Source organism: Candidatus Methylobacter favarea (genome assembly GCF_902806695.1).
Taxonomy (GTDB): domain Bacteria; phylum Pseudomonadota; class Gammaproteobacteria; order Methylococcales; family Methylomonadaceae; genus Methylobacter_B; species Methylobacter_B favarea.
In genome coordinates this window covers 1-21,638 of the sequence record NZ_CADCXN010000066.1, presented here as the reverse complement: position 1 = coordinate 21,638, position 21,638 = coordinate 1, and the positions used below count along the sequence as shown (strand labels likewise).

At 50.8% G+C, this 21,638-nt stretch carries 16 protein-coding genes and 1 riboswitch; of the genes, 9 read left to right on the top strand and 7 right to left on the bottom strand.

The features are described from left to right. Positions 1-22 precede the first annotated feature (22 nt). The 3 genes from HUX64_RS10015 to metE form a co-directional block, all read right to left on the bottom strand. Positions 23-1,174: a ribonucleotide-diphosphate reductase subunit beta gene (locus HUX64_RS10015; RefSeq protein WP_174626095.1), complete on the bottom strand. Its 1,152-nt coding sequence runs from the start codon at positions 1,172-1,174 to the stop codon at positions 23-25. Between the two features lie 117 nt (positions 1,175-1,291). Continuing rightward, on the bottom strand, positions 1,292-4,099 hold the full coding sequence (locus HUX64_RS10010; protein ID WP_174626094.1) for a ribonucleoside-diphosphate reductase subunit alpha: 2,808 nt from the start codon (positions 4,097-4,099) through the stop codon (positions 1,292-1,294). Positions 4,100-4,274: 175 nt separating this feature from the next. After that, positions 4,275-4,506, bottom strand: a riboswitch (cobalamin riboswitch). 59 nt (positions 4,507-4,565) lie between these two features. Further along, the gene (gene metE, locus HUX64_RS10005) at positions 4,566-6,863 is read right to left on the bottom strand and encodes a 5-methyltetrahydropteroyltriglutamate--homocysteine S-methyltransferase (protein WP_174626093.1); all 2,298 of its coding nucleotides are present in this window, start codon (positions 6,861-6,863) and stop codon (positions 4,566-4,568) included. Between the two features lie 108 nt (positions 6,864-6,971). Here metE and HUX64_RS10000 point away from each other — a divergent pair, with 108 nt between their 5' ends. Further along, positions 6,972-7,883 (top strand): LysR family transcriptional regulator, encoded by a 912-nt coding sequence (locus tag HUX64_RS10000; RefSeq protein ID WP_174626092.1) that lies wholly within the window; start codon positions 6,972-6,974, stop codon positions 7,881-7,883. A gap of 145 nt (positions 7,884-8,028) precedes the next feature. Here the strand turns inward: HUX64_RS10000 and HUX64_RS09995 are convergent, their stop codons facing one another. From HUX64_RS09995 to moaC, 3 genes are all read right to left on the bottom strand, one after another. After that, complete coding sequence (locus HUX64_RS09995) at positions 8,029-9,258, bottom strand: pyrophosphate--fructose-6-phosphate 1-phosphotransferase (protein WP_174626091.1); 1,230 nt, start codon at positions 9,256-9,258, stop codon at positions 8,029-8,031. A gap of 168 nt (positions 9,259-9,426) precedes the next feature. Further along, positions 9,427-10,473, bottom strand: coding sequence for a UDP-3-O-(3-hydroxymyristoyl)glucosamine N-acyltransferase (lpxD, locus tag HUX64_RS09990; RefSeq protein ID WP_174626090.1), 1,047 nt, complete (start codon positions 10,471-10,473; stop codon positions 9,427-9,429). Between the two features lie 112 nt (positions 10,474-10,585). Beyond that, positions 10,586-11,083 carry a cyclic pyranopterin monophosphate synthase MoaC gene (gene moaC, locus HUX64_RS09985; RefSeq protein WP_174626089.1) on the bottom strand — a complete coding sequence of 166 codons (498 nt, stop codon included), beginning with the start codon at positions 11,081-11,083 and terminating at the stop codon, positions 10,586-10,588. A 126-nt stretch (positions 11,084-11,209) separates the two neighbouring features. On the opposite strand from moaC, the gene HUX64_RS09980 reads away from it, so the two are divergent. Both HUX64_RS09980 and HUX64_RS09975 read left to right on the top strand, forming a co-directional pair. Continuing rightward, a complete protein-coding gene (locus HUX64_RS09980; protein WP_174626088.1) occupies positions 11,210-11,443 on the top strand; it encodes a MoaD/ThiS family protein in 234 nt (77 codons plus the stop codon). A 2-nt stretch (positions 11,444-11,445) separates the two neighbouring features. Continuing rightward, positions 11,446-11,898: a molybdenum cofactor biosynthesis protein MoaE gene (locus tag HUX64_RS09975; RefSeq protein ID WP_174626087.1), complete on the top strand. Its 453-nt coding sequence runs from the start codon at positions 11,446-11,448 to the stop codon at positions 11,896-11,898. A gap of 21 nt (positions 11,899-11,919) precedes the next feature. Here the strand turns inward: HUX64_RS09975 and HUX64_RS09970 are convergent, their stop codons facing one another. Then, entirely contained in the window at positions 11,920-12,645 is a 726-nt protein-coding gene (locus HUX64_RS09970; RefSeq protein ID WP_174626086.1) for a M48 family metallopeptidase, read from the bottom strand. Between the two features lie 377 nt (positions 12,646-13,022). Here HUX64_RS09970 and HUX64_RS09965 point away from each other — a divergent pair, with 377 nt between their 5' ends. The 6 genes from HUX64_RS09965 (at position 13,023) to HUX64_RS09940 (ending at position 21,587) form a co-directional block, all read left to right on the top strand. Next, positions 13,023-13,595, top strand: coding sequence for a hypothetical protein (locus tag HUX64_RS09965; RefSeq protein ID WP_174626085.1), 573 nt, complete (start codon positions 13,023-13,025; stop codon positions 13,593-13,595). 819 nt (positions 13,596-14,414) lie between these two features. Beyond that, positions 14,415-14,723, top strand: a complete 309-nt coding sequence (locus HUX64_RS09960) for a nucleotidyltransferase family protein (protein WP_174626084.1) — start codon at positions 14,415-14,417, stop codon at positions 14,721-14,723. Further along, positions 14,720-15,256: a hypothetical protein gene (locus HUX64_RS09955; RefSeq protein ID WP_174626083.1), complete on the top strand. Its 537-nt coding sequence runs from the start codon at positions 14,720-14,722 to the stop codon at positions 15,254-15,256. Before HUX64_RS09960 ends, HUX64_RS09955 begins: the two co-directional genes overlap by 4 nt. A gap of 20 nt (positions 15,257-15,276) precedes the next feature. Further along, the gene (locus HUX64_RS09950) at positions 15,277-16,626 is read left to right on the top strand and encodes an ABC transporter ATP-binding protein (RefSeq protein ID WP_174626082.1); all 1,350 of its coding nucleotides are present in this window, start codon (positions 15,277-15,279) and stop codon (positions 16,624-16,626) included. Between the two features lie 8 nt (positions 16,627-16,634). Continuing rightward, positions 16,635-20,240, top strand: coding sequence for a glycosyltransferase (locus HUX64_RS09945; protein ID WP_174626081.1), 3,606 nt, complete (start codon positions 16,635-16,637; stop codon positions 20,238-20,240). Between the two features lie 225 nt (positions 20,241-20,465). Further along, positions 20,466-21,587, top strand: coding sequence for a hypothetical protein (locus HUX64_RS09940; protein ID WP_174626080.1), 1,122 nt, complete (start codon positions 20,466-20,468; stop codon positions 21,585-21,587). The last annotated feature ends 51 nt before the right edge of the window (positions 21,588-21,638 follow it).

Genomic DNA, 21,638 nt, shown 5'->3' with positions numbered 1-21,638 from the left:
GCATCCCTGCCTTACATTTGTATTAATCCCAGCTGAGCGCGCCGCCGGTCTGGTATTCAGTTACCCGCGATTCAAAAAAGTTTTTCTCTTTTTTAAGATCGATCATTTCGCTCATCCACGGAAAGGGATTGGCCGCCGCCGGATACAGCATATCCAGGCCTATTTGCTGGCAGCGTCGATTGGCGATGAAGCGCAGGTATTCCTTGAACATGCCGGCATTGAGTCCCAATACGCCGCGCGGCATGGTATCTTCGGCATAACGGTATTCAAGCGCCACGGCCTGTTGCATCAACACCTTGATTTCATCGCGAAAAGGCTCCGTCCATAACTGCGGATTTTCAAGTTTAATGGTGTTGATAAGATCGACGCCGAAATTGCAATGCAGCGACTCATCGCGCAGGATATATTGATACTGTTCCGCCGCCCCCGGCATTTTGTTCTGCCGCCCAAGCGCCAGAATCTGCACAAAACCCACATAGAAAAACAGGCCTTCCATAATGCAGGCAAACACAATCAAGGAGCGCAGCAGCTGCTGGTCGGTCTCCATTTCGCCGGTTTTAAAACTCGGGTTGGTCAGGGTGTCGATAAAAGGAATCAAAAAATTATCCTTGTCCCGGATGCTGGGAATTTCCCGGTAGGCATTGAAGATTTCACTTTCATCCAGGCCAAGACTCTCGACAATATATTGGTAGGCATGAGTGTGAATAGCTTCTTCAAAGGCTTGCCGCAGCAGGTATTGCCGGCATTCCGGGGCGGTAATGTGCCGATAGGTGCCGAGCACGATATTGTTGGCGGCCAGCGAATCGGCCGTGGTAAAAAAGCCCAGGTTGCGCTTGACGATCAGCCGCTCGTCTTCACTCAGCGCGGTGCCGTCTTTCCACTGCCCAATGTCGCGGCTCATCGAGACTTCCTGCGGCATCCAGTGATTGGCGCAGCCTGCCAGGTATTTATCCCAGGCCCAGTGATATTTGAACGGCACCAGCTGGTTGACATCGGTCTGGCCGTTGATTATGCGCTTATCATTTGCGTTAACGCGGACTGAAAGGGCTGCCGGGTTTGAGGCGCCTGGCTCTGCAACCGGCACAGCAACAGCGGCTACGGGTGCGGATTCTGTCACAGCAATAGCCTGAACAGGCAAGGCTTCACTGACTATTTCATCTTCAAATAACAGCATGGTCGTTTCCTTTTTAAATTAATTTTAACTATTTGCCACGAAGAACACGAAGATGCCAAGGCGGGCAAAAACCTGCCCAGTCTACCAGCTTTCTCCGTCGCCCCCTAAGCAGCTAAATTACTGACAGGCTTCGCAGCCCGGGTCATCGATCAAACACTGCTTGGGCTCCGGCATAGCCGATAAAACCGAATTAAGCTCACCGCCAGCTCCTGTGGATTTTTCCGCCGACGTTGCAGCCAGCGAGCGCAGGTAATAGCTGGTTTTCAGGCCGCGTTGCCATGCCAGCAAGTAGGTGTCGTGCAGCTTTTTACCGGACGGAACCGCAAAGTAAAGATTCAGCGATTGCGCTTGGTCTATCCATTTTTGCCTTCGGGCTGCGGCTTCCACCAGCCAGCTTGGGTCAATCTCAAAGGCCGTGGCGTAGAGCGCTTTCAGTTCGGCAGGAATGCGGTCAATACGAGCCAGCGAGCCGTCGTAGTATTTAATATCGGCCGCCATCACTTCATCCCATAAATCCAGCGCTTTAAGGTCATCGACCAGCGTCTCATTGACCACGGTAAATTCACCGGATAAATTGGATTTTACATACAGGTTTTGATAATCCGGCTCAATACTGGCGGAAACGCCGATGATATTGGCAATAGTGGCCGTAGGCGCAATTGCGACACAGTTGGAGTTACGCATTCCGTGTTGCTGAATGCGGGTTCTTAAGGCATCCCAATCCAGGGTGCTGCTGCGGTCAACTTCAACCTGGCCGCCGCGCGCTTCGCTCAATAAGTTCAGCGTATCCGGCGGCAACACACCCTGATCCCACAAACTGCCTTTAAAGCTGGAATACGCGCCGCGCTCCTCTGCCAACCGGCTTGAAGCCGAATAGGCGTGATAACACACGGTTTCCATGGCGCTATCAGCGAATTCTACCGCATCCATTGAGGCATAAGGGATGCGCAGGGCATGCAGACAATCCTGAAAACCCATGATACCGAGACCTACAGGACGATGGCGAAGATTGGAGTTGCGTGCGCTGCCCACGGCATAAAAATTGACATCGATGACATTGTCCAGCATGCGCATCGCTGTCGTGATCGTGGCTTTAAGCTTGGCCTGGTCCAGCGCCAGTTTGCCGTTTTCTTCCATTAAATGCGCCGTCAGATTCACCGAACCCAGATTACACACGGCTATTTCAGTCGCAGAAGTATTCAGGGTTATCTCGGTGCACAAATTGGAACTGTGCACGATTCCGGCATGCTGCTGCGGCGAGCGAATATTGCAGGCATCTTTAAACGTAATCCAGGGATGGCCGGTTTCAAACAGCATGGTCAGCATTTTGCGCCACAGCTGCAAGGCCGAGACGCGCTTGAACTGTTTGATCTCGCCGAAATCTGCACGGCGCTCGTATTGACAGTAAGCCGCGGCGAAGGCCTTGCCGAATTTTTCGTGCAAATCCGGCACGTCCGACGGCGAAAATAATGTCCATTCGGCATTGTCAATAACACGCTGCATGAACAGATCGGGAATCCAGTGCGCGGTGTTCATGTCATGCGTGCGGCGTCGGTCGTCGCCGGTGTTTTTACGCAAATCCAGAAATTCTTCAATGTCCAGATGCCAGGTTTCCAGATAGCCGCAGACCGCGCCCTTGCGCTTGCCGCCCTGGTTAACCGCCACGGCGGTATCGTTGACCACTTTTAAAAACGGAATCACGCCCTGGCTTTTGCCGTTGGTGCCTTTAATGCGCGAACCCAGGGCGCGCACCGGCGTCCAGTCATTGCCGATGCCACCCGCGTATTTCTGCAATAAGGCGTTTTCCTTGATGGCCTGATAGATGCCGTCGAGGTCGTCGCTGACCGTCGTGAGATAACAGGATGACAGCTGCGCATGCACTGTGCCGCTGTTAAACAGGGTCGGCGTGGAACTCATGAAATCAAAGCTCGACAACACGTTATAAAACTCGATAGCGCGCTCTTCACGGTCAATCTCGTTAATCGCAAGGCCCATCGCCACGCGCATAAAAAAGATTTGCGGCAACTCGATACGCTGCTCCTCGATATGCAGAAAATAGCGGTCATAAAGGGTTTGCAGGCCCAGATAGCCGAACTTGAAATCCCGCTCCGCCGCAATCGCCGCGCCCAGCTTATGCAGATCAAACTGTGCCAAGCGCTGATCCAGCAGGCCTGCCTCCACGCCCAGCTTGATATAATGCGGAAAATACTCGGCGTAACGCGTGTGCATGGCGCCGTGGCTGATGTTTTCAGCCAGTACTTCGGCGCGCATTAAATCGAGCAGCAAACGCGCAGTTACATAGTTATAGGCCGGTTCGCGTTCAATCAGGCTGCGGGCGGAAAGAATCAGCGCGCGGCGCACCTCGTTAAATGAAATGCCGTCGTACAGGTCGCGCACAGCCTGCTCTACCACGGTCTTGGGACTGACTTCAGCGCCTAAGTCCAGGCAGGCTTCCGCCGCCATTTCAGTCAACCTGGCAATATCCAGCGGCTGCCTGTTGTCATCAATCGTAATATGCAATTGCGGCGTGTCATGTGCCTGGCCGGCACGTTCGGCAGTACGTTTTTCCCGGTACAGCACGTAAGCCTTGGCTACATCGTGAGCGCCGGAGCGCATCAGGGCGAGTTCAACCTGATCCTGAATATCTTCAATATGCACCGAGCCGCCGGCAGGAAGACGGCGAATCAAGGCGCTCACGACAGCTTGCGTAAGCACAGTCACTTGTTCGCGCACCCGGCTCGATAAAGCCGTTTGGCCGTGCTCTACGGCCAAAAACGCCTTGCTCATGGCGATGGCTATTTTTTCAGGATTAAAGGCGACGGCCGCGCCATTGCGCCGGATCACCTGCAAGGCGGGTAAAGCGGCTGAAGTTTGACTGGAACCTGGCAATGCGCCTGATGGCGCGGTAATAACAGTATCGTGCATGGTTAGCTCCTTATTATCAGGAGCGGGAATGGTTTTAAGAAAGCCGCGGCAGTTTTTAGATAAATCAAAGCTCCAAAATTGCCGCGCCGGTCTTTAAAAACAGCAGGCGGAAAAGTCGCTGCCTGCATAAACGCAAGCGAGTCTTTCCATCTGCCGAGGACACCCCGCCTCAAACGTAATGAAAAAGTCTACGGCAGGTCTCCTGGCTCCCGGGTCATCGCTTGTTGCCGGCCTTCCCGGGCTTTGGAATGACTTCCTGCCCAGTGGCGCACGCGGCAATGTGCTATCCGGTTACAGTTGCGGGGGCAGCTCCGGCTTTCAGGCAGCTTGGGCTTAAACCTGGCACCGGATTCCCTTTTATCCCGACTTTAAAATTAAAATCGAGAACCGTACGGGGTTAAATATAACTTAAACTAACGGGGGGCTGTCAATATAAAAATACTATATATTGATATAATTTTTTAAATTAAGCACTATATATATGATTCTTAATCTTTTCCGAGGACGCAATGCTGCGCAGATTTCTGGCTGTATCGACCATGTTCTGCAAGGCCGCTCTGGTTTCCGGCCAGCCTCGCGTCTTAAGGCCGCAATCGGGATTAATCCATAGCCGCTCCACCGGAATGACTGCCATGGCGCGCCTCATTAATTGCTCCATTTCCGCCACCGATGGAATGCGCGGCGAATGAATATCGTAAATGCCGGGCCCGATTTCATTTGGATAGGAAAACTTGCCGAAGCCATCCAGCAGCTCCATCCGTGATCGTGAAGTTTCAATGGTGATAACATCGGCATCCATCTTCGCAATCGCCTGCAGGATGTCATTGAATTCCGAATAGCACATATGCGTATGAATTTGCGTGCTATTTCCGGCTATGCTGGATGCGAGCTTGAATGCGCGCACGGCCCAGGCCAAATAATGCGCCCAATTCGCGCGCTGCAAAGGCAGGCCTTCGCGGAAAGCCGGTTCATCAATCTGAATAACGGCAATGCCCGCTTTTTGCAGATCATCCACTTCATCACGAATCGCCAGCGCCAGCTGCAGCGCGGTCGTTTCGCGAGGCTGATCATCGCGCACGAAAGACCATTGCAGCATGGTTACAGGCCCGGTCAACATGCCTTTTACCGGCTTGCCGGTAAGTGATTGCGCATAGCGAATGATGTCTACAGTCATCGGCGATGGCCGATAGACATCGCCGTAAATTACCGGCGGCTTGACGCAGCGCGAACCGTAGCTTTGCACCCAGCCGTTTTGAGTAAAAACATAGCCTGCCAGCTGCTCGCCGAAATATTCCACCATGTCATTGCGTTCAGCCTCGCCATGCACCAATACGTCCAGTCCCAGCTGTTCCTGCTGCCGGATGGCGTATTGTATATGCTGCTTCATATCGGCGTCGTATTGCTCCGGGCTGATGTCGCCTTTTTTAAAAGCCGCGCGGCTGGCGCGAATTTCTGCCGTTTGCGGAAAGGAGCCGATAGTGCTCGTCGGCAGCAGCGGTAAATTTAACCGGGCATGGTGATGGGCCTGGCGCTCCGGAAAAACGGCGGCGCGATTCTCATTGATTTGATCGAGTGCGGCCAGCCGTGCTTTAACAGTCTGTGAATGCACCCTGCCTGAACCGGCGCGGGAATTGATTGCCGCGCGCGAGACAGCCAGCTCATCGGCCACCGATTGCGCGCCGTGATCAAGCGCTTTCGCCAGAATCCGTAATTCCTCAAGCTTTTCATCGGCAAAGGCCAGCCACGATTTCATATCGCTGTCCAGCAGGGTTTCATGCGCGAGCGTCACCGGCGTATGCAGCAATGAGCAGCTGGGCGCAATCCATAAGCGCTCGCCCAGCTTTTCAGCAAGCGGCGCAAGCAGCGCCAGGCTTTTATCCAGATCATTGCGCCAGATATTGCGCCCGTCGATTACGCCCGCTGACAATACCCATTCTTCAGGCAGCGTAGCAAGCCAGGTTTCAAGCTGCTCAGGGGCGCGCACCAAATCAAGATGAATGCCGTCCACTGGCAATGCGGCAATGCGGTCCTGGTAACGGGCAACAGAGTCAAAATATGTCGTCAACAGCAGTTTTGGGCGCTCCGTTTTAAAGCGGCTGTAGGCCTGGTCAAAAGCGTTCAGCCAGCTCTCGTCGAGATCCAGCGCCAGAATCGGCTCATCAATTTGCAGCCAGGTAATTTTGCGCCGCTGCAGTTCATTCAGCAGAACAGCGTATTGCCCGGCCAGGGCATCGAGAAAATCCAGTTTATCGGCATTTTTTGATTTGCCCAGATAGAGATAACTCACCGGGCCCAGCAGCACGGGTTTTACTTCAAAGCCCGCTGCCAGGGCTTCATCCAGCTGCTTCAGGTAATCTTGCGGAGTCAGTGAAAATACCGTATCGGCATCCAGCTCCGGCACAATAAAATGGTAGTTCGTATCAAACCATTTGGTCATTTCCATGGCCGGCTGGGCAGCATTGCCGCGGGCCAGAGAAAAATAATCATTTTCATTGAGCGGGCGGCCCTGCAATCCAAACCGCCCGGGCGCGGCGCCAAATAAAACGCTGTGATCCAGCACATGATCATAGAATGAAAAATCGCCGGCCGTGACAAAACTCAAACCGGCATTTTGCTGTTTTTTCCAGTGGCCGGCCCGCAGCGTCTGACCTGTCGTCTGCAAGCTTTCAGCCGAAAGTTCGCCTTTCCAGAATGCTTCCAGGGAAAATTTAAGTTCGCGTTTGGCGCCCATGCGCGGGTAACCCAGGATATGTGTGCGTGCCATGATCAACTCCTTTAAAAGAAAGCCTGCATTTTGGGATAAGCAAAATATTTAATAAAGCGAATGTTTTTATGATAAGTTTGAATCAAATTCATATCAAATTTAATACTCATGCTTGAATTGCGACATCTGCGCTCCATCAGGGCTATTGCCGAAACGAATAAACTAGGCCTTGCGGCTGAACGCGTGTTCCTTACGCAGTCTGCGCTTTCGCATCAAATACGCGCGCTGGAGACGCATTACGGCATCACCTTGTTCCAGCGGACGGCGCAAGGTTTGCGCTTTACCCCGGCTGGCCAATGTTTCCTGGATTTAGCCAATGAGCTGCTGCCTGCTGTTGAAAAAACCGAGCGGGACTTAATCCGCTTGAAAAGCGATCAATCCGGGGAATTAAGAATCGTCCTTGAATGCCACACCTGCTTTGACTGGCTAACGCCGGTCATGGATGTGTTTCGGCGCGCTTGGCCGGAGGTGGAACTGGATCTGGTGGCGGGCTTTCACAGCGATCCGTGGAGCCTGATTGATGCAGGCAAGGCCGATCTGGTCATCGGCAGCCCGCCCGCGGCAATTCGGGAGCTTGCCAGCCGGCCGCTGTTCCGCTTTGAGATTATGGCGGTGCTGCCACCGGAGCATTCGCTGAGCAATCGCCGCTATCTCCAAGCCCGGGATTTTTCAGAGGCGACGCTGCTGACTTATCCAGTACCGGAAGCCCGTATTGATCTGATCGCAAAAGTGCTGAAACCGGCCGGCATCGCATTTGAAAGAAGAACGGCGGAGCTTACCGTGGCTATCATGCAACTGGTCGCCAGCCGGCGCGGCATCGCCGCCCTGCCCAGCTGGGGCATTAAAAGCTATGTCGATCACGACTATGTGATTGCCAGGCGCATCGGCAAAAAAGGCTTGTGGTCCGACCTTTTCGCCATCGGCTCCAAAGACTGCATATCCCGGCCCTATGTGCAGGATTTTGTAAAAATTATCCGCGACACCTGCGCCGAGCATTTACCCGATATCAAGCTGCTCTGACAGGAAAGCACCTGAAATTCAGGCTTTTCCAGGCCAATCTGATGATCCTGATGTGAACATCTACTGTTTTTTTAATGTTAACAGCTTCATCTGGCCCTATAAAACTCGGATTTTGGGCAAACGGCTTAAGCGTTTGCCCAAGGATTTAATGGCTCGCTTCGACCCGGCCGCCTTTAGCCTGGCCAATTTCGGCCAGCGTTTGAGTAAACCAGGGCGCATCAAAATCAAAAGGCTTGCCGCCTTTAATGCGAGGAAACTCGATCGCGCGCAGCACGCCGCCGCGGTCTTCATCATGACCTATAAGACCGGATTCCCGGCGCATTGCGCATTCCACAGCAAGATCGGCGCAGGATTTAATAAGACGGATATCTTCGATATTGGCGGCCGAAGCCCTGGCGAAATAGCCTGATTTCTGAACCAGGGTTTTTTCAGCGCCTATCATCCCGGCGAACTGCTCGCCGAACCATTTACCCGGATTGACGGCATCGAGCTTGACATGACCGAAGGCATCGCGCGGCACTTCCTGTCCTTTAGCCTGCATTTCAGCCACGATAGCCTCAACGCCGGCGCCTTCCGAGACGAAAATATTCACGCAGTCTACCTTATCCATTACCGCTCTCAGACGCCTGGCTTCGGCAGCCAGATCAATCGACATTTCCGGAATAAATACGCCATGCACTTCAAAAGCTAAGCGATCCAGGCCGATTTCGGGCAGCCATTCGGCGCGATCCAGCAGCTTCCGGTATTCCACAGCGGTTGCGGCAGTCAGCCAGCCGCAGCTGCGCCCCATGACTTCGTGGATAATAAGCATGCGCGGGTTGGAGTTGTTTTCGGCGACGACGTTTTTAAAGTAGAGCGCGCCCTGCTCGGCCGCCGTCCAGGCGCCCAGCGACTGCTTGATCGGGAAAACATCATTGTCAACCGTTTTGGGCAAGCCGATGACGGTAAGGCCGTAGTTATTGGTAGCCAGGAAAGCGGCGAGATCGGCGGCGGCGGTATTGGTATCGTCCCCGCCAATAGTATGGAGAATATCCACGCCGTCCTTGATCAGCTGATCGGCAGCGACTTTTTGCGGGTCCTGCCCTTCCTGAACGAGGCCGCGCTTTATGCAGTCCTTAACGTTGGTAAGCTTGACTCTGCTGTTGCCGATAGGCGAACCGCCGAAGCGGTGCAGCAATGCGGCTTTTTCGCGGACTTTGGGAGTCACGTTATAAGAATCGCCGAGCAGCAAACCTTTATAACCGCTGCGGTAGCAGATGATTTCAATGGCAGGATCAATTTCCGTGTAGCGCTCGATAAGACTGCCGATGGCCGAGCTGAGGCAAGGGGCCAAACCGCCCGCTGTGAGAATTGCGACTTTTTTGGGTTTGTTCATGAGTTTATAAGGTATAGGTAAAATTAATTATAAGGTCTTCCAGTCCGGACTTGATTTCAAAATCAAACGGGCAAAATTTTATCATATTGCCGGAAAATATCGTTGTTTCATGAATGGGCGGCTGCCAGAAGTTAGCAGTATGTTAGCGGAAAGCGTAAGCCGGCATTTTCAGCCATCCTCGTTTTCATCAACCGCCCGGATTTTCTCTTCCAGCCTTTTTACTTTTTTCAGCAGTTCGGGCAGTTTGCTGATGGCCACCTGCTCTTTATAGGCGGTTTTCCGGTCTTTTGCAGGGCTTCCGAAAACCTGCGCGCCGGCATCGATATTGCCGGCCACGCCGGCGCGGGCCATGACCACGGCCCCGCGTCCGATAGTCACATGATCGGCAACGCCCACGCTGCCGGCCAGAATGGCATAGTCTTCAATAGTGCAGGAACCCGACACGCCGGTCTGACCGCACATGATCACATTCTTGCCGACTTTATTATTGTGGCCGATCTGCACCAGATTATCTATTTTACTGCCGGCCCCTATCGTAGTGCTCCCGAGTGCGCCGCGGTCAATGCAGGTGTTGGCGCCAATTTCAACATTATCTTCGATAATGACATTGCCGACCTGAGGGACTTTAAGGTGCTGATTACTCCTGAACTTATAACCGAAGCCATCCGCGCCGATAACAGCGCCGGAGTGAATAATGACATGATTCCCGACTATCACATTATCATAGATAACGGCGTAGGGATAAATCCTGCAGTTTTGCCCTATTTTTACATTTTTGCCGATATAGACGCCTGCAAGTATTTCGCTGCCAGCGCCTATGCTTGTATTTGCGCCGATTACCGCATAAGGACCAATGTAGAGTTCAGCGCCCAATGTTACATTACCTTCAATAACCGCCTGCGGCGCGATGGTTCTGCTGTAAGTTCTTTCCGGATGCAGTAATTCAACGGCCTTGATAAAACCGATTTCAGGATCTGGGCATATTAACAAGGCCATGCTTTCAGGGACATTCTCAACAGCAAAATCTTCGGCAATAAAGCAGGCCGTAGCAGCTGAATCCTTGATATAAGTGGAATATCGCTTGTTAGTCAGCTGGGTAACCTGGCCATTTTGCGCAGAGGTAATATCTGCAGCGGAATGAAGAGGGGCTGATGCATCGCCGCCCTGAATTCGGGCGCCGCAAATATCGGCAAGCTCTTTTACGGTAATCGGCATATAAATTATTGACGGGTATTTTTATAAAAATAACCTGTAGTGTATCAAAACTTGCAGCTACAGGCATTGGCTTATTAGCGTAATAGTACAGGTGCAAACAGGTTGAGAGCGCTTACAGGATATTTTTTTCTGACCGGTTTCGTTGCCAGTGCCCGGATTTGCCGCCCTGTTTTTCCAGTACTTGTACAGATTGAATAACCATGCCCCGGTCTGCGGCTTTGCACATGTCGTAAATCGTCAGCAACGCGATTTGAGTCGCGTTCAGCGCTTCCATTTCGACTCCGGTTTGACCGCTGGTTTTGACGGTGCTCTGACAGCGTATGCGGCTTTTTTCTGGTTCTGCGCTCAGGCTGATTTCTATATGCGTCAGGGGCAAGGGATGACAGAGCGGTATCAGGTCTGCGGTTTTCTTGCCGGCCATAATGCCGGCTATTCTCGCTATGGCCAGCACGTCGCCTTTTTTGTGACCGCCTTCCATGGTCAGCCTGAGCGTTGCCGGCTGCATTTCTATGTAGCCTTCGGCTATGGCGGTGCGCTGGCTAACCGCCTTCCCGCCGACATCAACCATATGAGCTTCGCCGGCTTGATTAAAATGCGTCAATTCAGTCATTTATCTGTACAATTAGAAAGAAAAGGCAGCCTGAATGCGGCTTTAGTCTTAAATTAATATACTGCGAATAAACCGCCGCTATCACTTGCCTTATTATCCCGTGTTTTTATAACCGCGTGAATGACTATGTCAATTAAAGTACGTTATTTTGCCAGTTTGAAAGAAAGCCTGGGCCGCGCGGAAGACGATTTGGAGTTTTCCGGCCCGGCTACAGTCAAGGAAGTATGGGAGCGCGCTAATGCCGGAAAACCGCTGCCAGACCATATATTGGCCGCTGTCAATATGGACTATGCGCAATTAAACAACGCCGTCAGGGACGGCGATGAAGTGGCTTTTTTCCCTCCTGTCACCGGCGGCTGAGTATGGCTGTAAAAATTTGTGCAGATAGTTTTGAGCCGTGGCAGGAAGTTCAACAATACCGGAATTCAGCAAAAAAAATGGCCGGCAAATCCGGCGCGACGGCTATTTTTATAGGCATGATGCGCGATGTTAATGAAGGCGATGCTGTCAAGGGCATGATGCTGGAGCACTATCCGGGCATGACCGAGAAACATCTTGAAAAAATCATTGCCCAAGCGCAGCAGCAGTGGCAGATTCTTGATGCGCTGGTCGTGCATCGCACCGGCACTGTTCTGCCTGATGAACCCATTGTGCTGGTGGCGGTCTGGGCAGTGCATCGAGGCGATGCCTATGACGCCAACAGATACATTATGGAAGCGTTAAAATCGACGGCGCCGTTCTGGAAAAAAGAGCTGCTGAAATCCGACGCCGAGCGCTGGCTGAAAAAAAACACCGATGGTTATGCCTCGTCCTGAAAGCAAGTTGAAGCAATAAAATCAAAGCCCCATCATTATTCGGTGGCCATGCTTTCTCAGCCAGTGTCTTTGCTGCTGATAGTCGGGCAGATGTTCAGCCACCAGCGCCCAAAAATAACTGGAGTGATTTTTAATCTGGATATGGCAAAGTTCATGAACGACTACATATTCCATCACTTCCAGAGGCGCGAGCATTAACAGCCAGTTGATATGAATATCATTATGAATCCCGCAGCTGCCCCAGCGGCTGCGCTGGGTTTTCATAATGATGGTTCGCGGAAACAGCTGTCTTTTCGCGGCATGCCGGTGCACCAGTTGCTCCACATGCAGCTTTGAATTCTTTTTCATCCACTTTATCAGGGCTTCCTTAAGCTCATCGCTATACTCCCCGGCCAGTAAGGCTTCGGGTATATAAGCAATAAACTCGCGGGAAAACTCTATTTTGATTCTCTTTAATCTTGTCGGCCTGACTATCAGCTTAACCATTTCGCCCTGATACGGAATTTCCGCGCCATGACCATAAAAAGCCGGAGCAGAATTTTTATAGTGCTGGCGGCTATCTGCTATTTTCGCTAAAGTCAGGACAATCCATTCCTGCTTTGACTGCACAAATTGATGAATCCTCTGCTCGGATACCTGGGTCGGGGCGACGACTTCAACTTTAGCCTGCGTCACGACAATACGCATCCTGAGGGCGCGCTGACTGCGCCGGACATGATAAGAGAACGGAAAATCTGAATCGGACATATTCTGGATTATACAGTTTTAGGGCATTGACCATAGTCTGGTTTGCAAGATCCATATTAATTTTCTCTCAAGCGGGCACACCCGGCACGGCCTCTTGCGTATAAGTTCAACCCGGAAGATAAAGGAAATATTCGGCCATTACCTATGTTAACAGTTCCGGTTTTTAATATTTTTTTCAGCCTGTCGTTTAAAACAGACCAGATGACTGAAAGCAGACATTACCGGCGCCGGCCAAACTAGCGGATAATAAAATGCGCCATAATAACTATTCAGGAGGTAACGCAAAAGTCCTGTTCATGCTACCTATTCGTGTTTGAATTTTCGATACAATATGATACAGTAGCGATTCGAAACAATTATTTTTCCGGAGATTAGCGATGAAAATTATTAATAAGACATCAGTGCTGGCATCAGCAATCAGTTTGGCTTTCGCAAGCGGCATTGTCCTGGCCGAGACCAGCGGCTACCTGTCTCTTAAAAATGTAAAAGTGGAACTGGAAGGAAAAGGCGATGCTAAAACCTTGAAACTGGAAGTCGCCACGCTTAAACCTGTGCCTCTCGATGGTAAATCAGGAGCTTTCGGTTATGCGGCCTTGACTGACAGCGGCAATAATGTGCTGGTATTAGTCACCCACCTGCCTATCGATGACAGTTCCTTTGAACATCCGACCACTGGTTTTCATACTCATGTGCTGGATCTGAAAAAGCCCACCGATGCCTGCAAAGGCGCCAGTTTCGAAGTGGATTTGGAGAATTCCGGCAAAAATTCCGCCTTTGATGTCAATTATAAATGGAAAACCGAAGGCGATAAAATCTCGGTTGACAAAGTGCCTGTTAAAGATTTAGGCGATGCCGGGGTTGAAGGAGTGGCTTCCTTTACCCTGAAACCAATCCTCGACAGCAAGAACAGCCCGACCCACCTGTGCGTGACGGTTGTGGATCAAGCCTAAGCAATAAGAAAACATCCCCTTGGGGATGAAGCCAATGATGGGGATGGGGCCTGAGCACCGCCCCATCCGCGCCAGGGAAAGCCGCGAAGTTTCATTTTTTGCAGGCGCCTTGACCTTCAGGATTCGAAAGCCGCAAATGGCTTTCGCGTTCCTTATCCCTGTACCTTAATTGCTCACTTCCTCCTTGCGGTTCGGGCTTCGCTCCGTGCTGCGCACATCCTTCTTCCCGATGAGTTAGTCCGGCACAAATACGCCTGGAACGGATTTGCATTGACCCGAAGGGCGTCAGGCAAGAGAGCCTGACGTGAACCCCGACTGCCTAGCAGAATCGGCGCCTGAGGGAAAATTCTTGCTGATCAAGGCAACTTTTGAACAGCAAACAACACCTGGACAAATTAAATAAATCCCAAACATCCGGTAAATTTTGCTACCCTGACAGGGTTAAAACAATGCCGGCAAGAGAGAATAAGGTTGATTTATTTAGTAAGACTCGGGAAAATTGCAACTCCTATACTCCGTGTGCCGCAACCTCGCAGGGAAAAAACTGCTGGTTTGCAGATTGACCTAATCGTTAAGGAACCGGTGCGGGACGTTACCCTGACCCTTGCACACACTAGCCCTGCACTTCACAGATTGATGAAATAACGGCTATCGTTAGCCGAACTCAGTAATGCTGCAACAAAATTGCAATAACACAATGACCGACATCGCCATCCGCGCAAACAGCCTCAGCCAATGCCATTCTAATTTCCACGCCCGTCAGGGGCGCCTTAGGCAGCAAGTTATGCCGAGTTTGCAACCGATGACCGAACAATAACCATGCGCTTGACTCCAGCGCAGAGCCGGCTTATCGCTGCGACCGTGCGCAGGCAATTAGGCGCACAGGCGAGAGTTTTTCTTTTTGGATCACGTCTGGATGATGCGGCCAAAGGCGGCGACGTCGATATCCTGGTGGAAAACGAAAAGCGCTTGTCCCTGCTTGAGCGGGCGCACATCAAAATGGAGCTGGAAAATTTACTCTCTCTGCCTGTCGACGTAGTGGCGATAGAACGAGGAGCACAGACAACAGCGTTTCAACGTATTGCCATGGCAAAAGCCATTAATCTGGAGGATTGCCAATCTACATGACCAAAGATATTTTAGCTGAGGAGCAACAGCACCTTGCTTCCCTGCTGGAAGCAATACAGCGATGCGCATTTTTCCTCGATGCTTCCGACAGGAAAATTGCATGGCCGCTGTTGCCTGACATGTTTATCCAGAAAAAGAAAGATCAATCCCTGTTTGAATCTTTAGCGGCGATCAATGAGCGCTTTGCAAAACTGCAAGATACCTTGGGCGCCGCCATGCGGCACGCGCTCATGCTGCAAGGAGAGCAGGCCGAGACTTTTCTAAAAGTCCTGATATTTTACGAAAAAATCGGGGTTATTGATTCCGTGGCTACATGGCAATTATGCCGCGCCGCCCGCAACCTTGCGGCTCATGATTACGAAACGGAATACTCGAGCCTCGCAGAGCATTTCAATACCTTGCATGAACTTGAGCCCATGCTTTTTTTTACAGCGGAGCGTTTTCTTGAACGGTGTAAAAGCAATCTTGATATTGGCCCGGCATCCAGGGAATTCGAACCGGAATTCCTGGCCGCGCTGCGGCAGATACGGTAAATATTTAAAGCAGGCAAACCATGACAGACATCGCCATCCGCGTAAGCAACCTCAGCAAGTGCTATCAGATTTATGACAACCCGCGCGACCGGCTCAAGCAGTTTGTCGCGCCCCGTTTGCAGCGCTTGTCCCTGCAAAAGCCCAGGCAATATTTCCGCGAATTCTGGGCGCTGAAAGACGTCTCGTTTGAAGTTAAAAAAGGCCAAACCGTCGGCATTATCGGGCGCAACGGCTCGGGCAAATCCACTCTTTTGCAAATGATCTGCGGCACCCTTAACCCCACCAGCGGCAGCGTGCAAACCACTGGCCGCATCGCCGCCCTGCTGGAACTTGGCTCCGGCTTCAATCCCGAATTTACCGGCAGGGAAAACGTGTACATGAACGGCGCTGTGCTGGGGTTAAGCCATGCTCAAATTGCTGCCCGGTTTAATGACATCGCCGCTTTTGCCGACATTGGCGAGTTTATTGACCAGCCTACCAAAGTCTATTCGAGTGGAATGACAGTTCGCTTGGCTTTTGCCGTTATCGCTCATGTGGATGCGGATATACTAGTGATTGATGAGGCGCTGGCCGTAGGCGATGCGTTCTTTACCCAAAAGTGCATGCGTTTTTTGCGTACTTTTATGAAAACCGGAACAGTGCTGTTTGTAAGCCATAGCACAGATAGCATTAAAAGCATGTGCAACCATGCCGTGTGGCTTGAGAAGGGGCAGGTGTTGCAGGAAGGCGCGCCCAAGCAGGTGTGTGAACTTTACCTTGAGGCGTTTTACGAAGCGCAGCAAGGCAAGAGCAGCACAACCAGGCTTAAAGCCTTCAAAAAAACAGACGATTCACTTCCACTTAAAGATCAGCGGCTCGAGTTCATTAACACCAGTAATTTGCGCAATGATTTGCAGATATTTAAATTCGACCCGGACGCGGCATCCTTTGGCAAGGGTGGTGCGCAAATTCACGATGTTCGTCTTCTGGATGAAAATGAACATCCGCTGGCCTGGATTGTGGGCGGAGAAAAAGTCACATTGCGGGTGATTGTCCACACCTATCAAGACCTCGATTCCCCTATCATCGGTTTTTATGTCAAAGATCGTCTCGGGCAAGCTTTGTTTGGGGACAACACGTTCTTAACTTACCGAGAACAGCCCGTTCTTTGTGAGGAAGGTAAAGAGCTTCAAGCGGACTTTGTTTTCTATATGCCGTTGCTTCCCTCTGGCGAATATAGCATCACGATTGCCATAGCCAACGGCACCCAGGAAATACACGAGCAGCAGCATTGGATACACGATGCCGTTTTGTTTAAATCAGAATCGAGCAGCGTCGCATCAGGTCTGATAGGAATTCCAATGCTTGAAGTAAAGCTACAATCTTTATAAACAAGGTTATGAACCAGAACAGTTTAATTACAGCAGCATCCTTTACCCCCGAATCGCTTCAATCGCCCAATGCCTGGGTTGGCCACTTGCCTTTTGCGGCGTGGGTGATTCAGGAAATCGCGCCAACTATATTTGTTGAGCTTGGCACGCATAGCGGCAATTCCTATTTTTCATTCTGTCAATCCGTTGTCGAGGCCGGCCTTTCAACTAAATGTTATGCCGTCGATACCTGGCAGGGCGATGAACATGCGGGTCAATATGACGAGCAGATTTTCGGCAAAGTTAACGCCTATCACCAGGAGCGCTATGCAGGCTTCTCTCGCTTGTTGCGGATGACTTTTGATGACGCGGTAAGCTATTTTGCCGATGAATCCATAGAGCTATTGCACATTGACGGTTTGCACACCTATGAAGCGGTGCGTCATGATTTTGATACTTGGCTTTCAAAATTGGCCCCTGGCGCTGTGGTTATGTTTCACGATACCAATGTCCGCGAGCGCAACTTTGGTGTATGGAAGCTTTGGCAAGAGCTGCAGGCGAGTTACCCCAATAACCTGGAGTTTGTGCACTCGCACGGGCTTGGCGTGCTGCAACTGAATAATGCGCCCGATGACAAGAAGCTGGAATGGCTGCAACCCGGCTCACCTGAAAAGCAACGGTTGATCAAGTATTTTGCCGCGCTGGGCTCGCGGCAACTGGAACGTTTTGAGTTAAACGAGCTAAAGCAGCACGCCGCCAATCTCAACCAGGTTGTGGCTGATCGCCAGGCGCAGATCGCCAGTCTCAACCAGGCCGTGGCCTGGCTAGACAGTCAGATCGCCAACTTCAACCAGACCGTGGCCGAGCGCGATAGCCAGATCGCCAGCCTCGATCAGGGTATGGCTGAGTGCCAGGCGCAGATCGCCAATCTCAAGCAGACCATGACCGAGCGGGACGGTCAGATTGCCAGCCTCAACCAGACTGTGACCGAACGTGATAGCCAGATCAGCAGTCTCCATCAAGCCGTGGCCGAGCGTGATAGTCAGATCACCCGGCTTAACCAGACCGGGGCCGATCGCGATAGTCAGATTACCAGCCTGGATCAAGCCGTGGCTGAGTACAAGGCGCAGATGCCCAGCTTTCACCAGGCTGTGGCCGAGCGTGACAACCGGATTGTCTGCCTCAACCAGACTGTAACTGAGTGTCAAGAGCAGATCACTACTCTCAGCCAGGCCGTGCAGGATAAAGACGGACAGATGGCTACTCTCAACCAGGCTTTGGCCGAACGGGGACTTAGAAGTACTGACCGCCTGGCGGCCATGGTCAGCAAGCTGACACAAGAAATGGCCGAACGTGACAGACAGATCACCAGCCTTAACCAGGCCGTGCAGAATAAAGACGGACAGATAGCTAATCTCAACCAGGCTTTGGCGGACCGGGAACTTAGAAGTACTGACCGCCTGGCTGCCCTGGTCAGCAAGCTGACACAAGAAATAGCCGAACGTGATAGACAGATCGCCAGTATAAACCAGGCCGTGACCGAGCGAGAGGGCCAAATTGCGCGGCTTAATCAGACCGTGGCTGAACGAGATGAAGAGATCGATAGCCTCAATCAAACGACGGTCAGCTACGCAGGTGCATTAAAAACCATTGAAGAAATTCGCGCGAGCTCGTCTTGGCAGATAACCTTACCGATACGCTACACATCTTCAAAAACAAGAAATATTGTCAGCCTGGTTAATTTACTTCCACGCATTATTCGCTTTGGAGGCGGGGTAAAGGAAAGCGCCGCGAAAGCGGGGCGGGTTTTTTCACGAGAAGGCTGGAGTGGTGTAAAGCGGCGTATTCTTTTCGTCGGCGGCAACCGGGGCGCGCCTACCAGTTCAACGATTAGACCGGATTTGACTTCAGCAGAGGTTGACCGGAATGATTACAGCGAGTGGGTGCGTCGCTATGACACCCTGACAGATATTGATCGAAATAAAATCAAATCGAAAATTGCCGGCTTTACAGCCCAGCCCCTTATTTCAGTGATAATGCCTGTCTACAACCCGCCAATTTCCTTTCTTGAAGAGGCGATTAGATCGGTTCGTAATCAGCTTTACTCTAATTGGGAACTTTGTATTGCTGATGATGCTTCAACCGACCCCACGGTACGGAAGCTGCTGGAACAGCATCGCAAACAAGATGGACGAATCAAAGTTGTCTACCGAAAGCAGAATGGTCATATTTCACGCTCCAGTAATTCCGCATTAGAGCTTGCGCAGGGTGAATTCGTCGCGCTATTCGATCATGATGACTTACTGGCAGAGCATGCCCTTTACCGGGCGGTGAAAGCGATCAATCGGCATCCTGATGTTGGTTTAATCTATTCGGATGAGGATAAGATTGATGAATCGAACCTGCGTTATGATCCTTATTTTAAATGCGCTCTGAATTACGAATTATTGTTAGCGCAAAATATGATTAGCCACCTTGGCATTTATCGAACAGACATTGTCCGTAGCCTCGGGGGATTTCGTGTCGGGTATGAGGGGTCGCAAGACTATGATTTGGCGTTGAGAGTAATTGAACGATTAGGGCCAAACCAAATAATACATATTCCGCATGTCCTGTATCATTGGCGAGCAATTGCCGGCAGCACCGCTTTGGCAGTAAGTGAAAAAAACTATGCTGTCGATGCCAGTCGTAAGGCGGTGGCAGAACATCTGCAACGCAGGGGCATTTCAGCGGAGGTTATGCCGGCACCAGAAGCCCCAATGTTTAACCGGGTGCGCTTTATTTGTCCATCGCCACAGCCATTAGTGAGCATTATTATTCCCACAAGAGACCGCGCTGATTTGCTGGGCATGTGTGTAGATTCGCTGATTCAGCGCACCACGTACTCAAACTATGAAGTAATTATTATGGACAACGGCAGCGTTGAGGATGCAACGCGGCAATTTTTTGATCGTCTGCCCAACGATCGTTTCAGAGTTCTGCGGGACGAATCCCCGTTTAACTTTTCCGCTCTGAATAACCATGCAGCACGGGCGGCTCGCGGCGAATTGCTTTGTTTGATGAATAACGATATTGAAATATTAACGCCGGATTGGCTAGAGGAAATGGTTTCTTTTGCTATACATTCAGACATTGGATGTGTAGGCGCGCGGCTTTGGTATCCAGATGGAGCTTTGCAACATGGGGGCGTTCTTCTAGGCATAGGGGGAGTAGCAAACCACGCCCATTACAAAATCGGGCGCGGGAATCCCGGATATTTCGGTCGTGCTGTTTTGCATCAATCCTTAAGTGCTGTAACTGCCGCTTGTCTTCTAGTGCGTCGCCAGGTTTTTGAAGAGGTTGGCGGACTGGACGAGCAGTTGGCTGTGGCCTTTAACGACATTGATTTTTGCTTGCGGGTTCGCGAAGCCGGATACCGTAATGTCTGGACGCCCTATGCGGAGATGAATCACCACGAATCTGCGTCCCGGAAAAATGAAGATACGCCGGAGAAGCTCATCCGCTTTAGAAATGAGGTGGGTTTTATGCAGGATGGGTGGGGAGAAATACTACTGGATGACCCCGCTTACAGCCCTAACCTGACATTAGATGATGAGCATTTTTCCTACGCGTGGCCGCCAAGAGTTAGCTTATGAATTTCGCACACATAGAGTTTGGTTCTCAATCAGCTTCTTTGCCGGGACCTGTACGGTTTGCTTATAACTAGCTCTGAGTAGTAAAAATAAATATGACTGAATACTCTGGAGCGCTGCTGATTTTTTACCTTACCGGCGTGCATTAGCAAGCCGCGGGAGAATGTTGTAATGACCGATAAAACCTTATTTATTCATGCAGGCGGCCCAAAGACGGGCTCAAGCGCTTTGCAGAATTTTTTTGAAATCAGTGCGGCCCGGCTTGAGAGTCTGGGTTTTGCTTATGAGAACAGACTCCATATCGAACATGATTATGAGATTGGCAGTGCCAATGGGATGTTAATGTATGAGTTAGTGTTGGCCGCAACTACTACAGACGATGAAATTGACAGCGTCGTGTCAAGTTATTTCGGGCAATGCGATAATGCTATTTGTACAAGCGAGTATTTTTCAGAGTTTAGTGGATATCATTGGAAAAGACTCCTTGAATCGTCACTGAGGCTCGGCGTGAAGTTAAAGGTGATTTTCTATGTGCGCAATGTGATTCCGTTTTTTCTGTCTGCTTATGATCAAATCATTAAGCGTCATGGCGGATATGAATTGTTCGACGAGTGGGCTGAAAAGGCAATATGGCAACATGGTAGGGCCCTGCAAATAATGGCGAGTGTATTACCCAGATCGAGTATACAAGTCCTTCATTTTGATAATGAACGGGCAAATTTAATTAAGGGATTTTTTAATAGCATCGACGCTGATGCTGCATTCGAAATTAATGCAGATGATCAGAAGCGGCAGGTCAATCGCAGCTTAACGAACGAGGAGCGCGAGGTTTTAATCACTGTTAATAAAGCCCTTGGTGCGGCCTATTCAAAAGAAGTGTCTGAATTATTGATTTATGCCGATCCCAACGCGCGGGGAGAACCGGTTTCATACCATAAAACGACTGCCGACTCATTGCTGGATCGTTACAATACCGAAGTCAATTGGGTAAACAACACTTTCTTCAATGGCCAAGCTGTCGTATCAGTTTTGCCTACAGAATCAATAAAAGAAACCCCGTGCCAAAAACTAACAACTGAGCCTAAACAAAAAGGTAATGTAGAAAAACAAGTCCTGGATTGGTCGCTTGAAAAGCTGAAAACCATTAAAGACGAAACAGAGCAGACCATAATGGATGCGGTGTATATCGCCGCTCAGAATACTTTAGAAAAATCTCATCCGGACATTCCTGCTGATTTTGATGTGCTAGCCTATTTGTTGATAAACAGGGATGTACTTCATTCGGGCGTCAATCCAATTAAGCATTTTATTGACCACGGCAAGCGGGAAGGACGAGCTTATAAGTTGTAAAAAGGCAGAGTTTGCCATTATGGACAGTGTTATGCGGCACAAGTAAAAAGT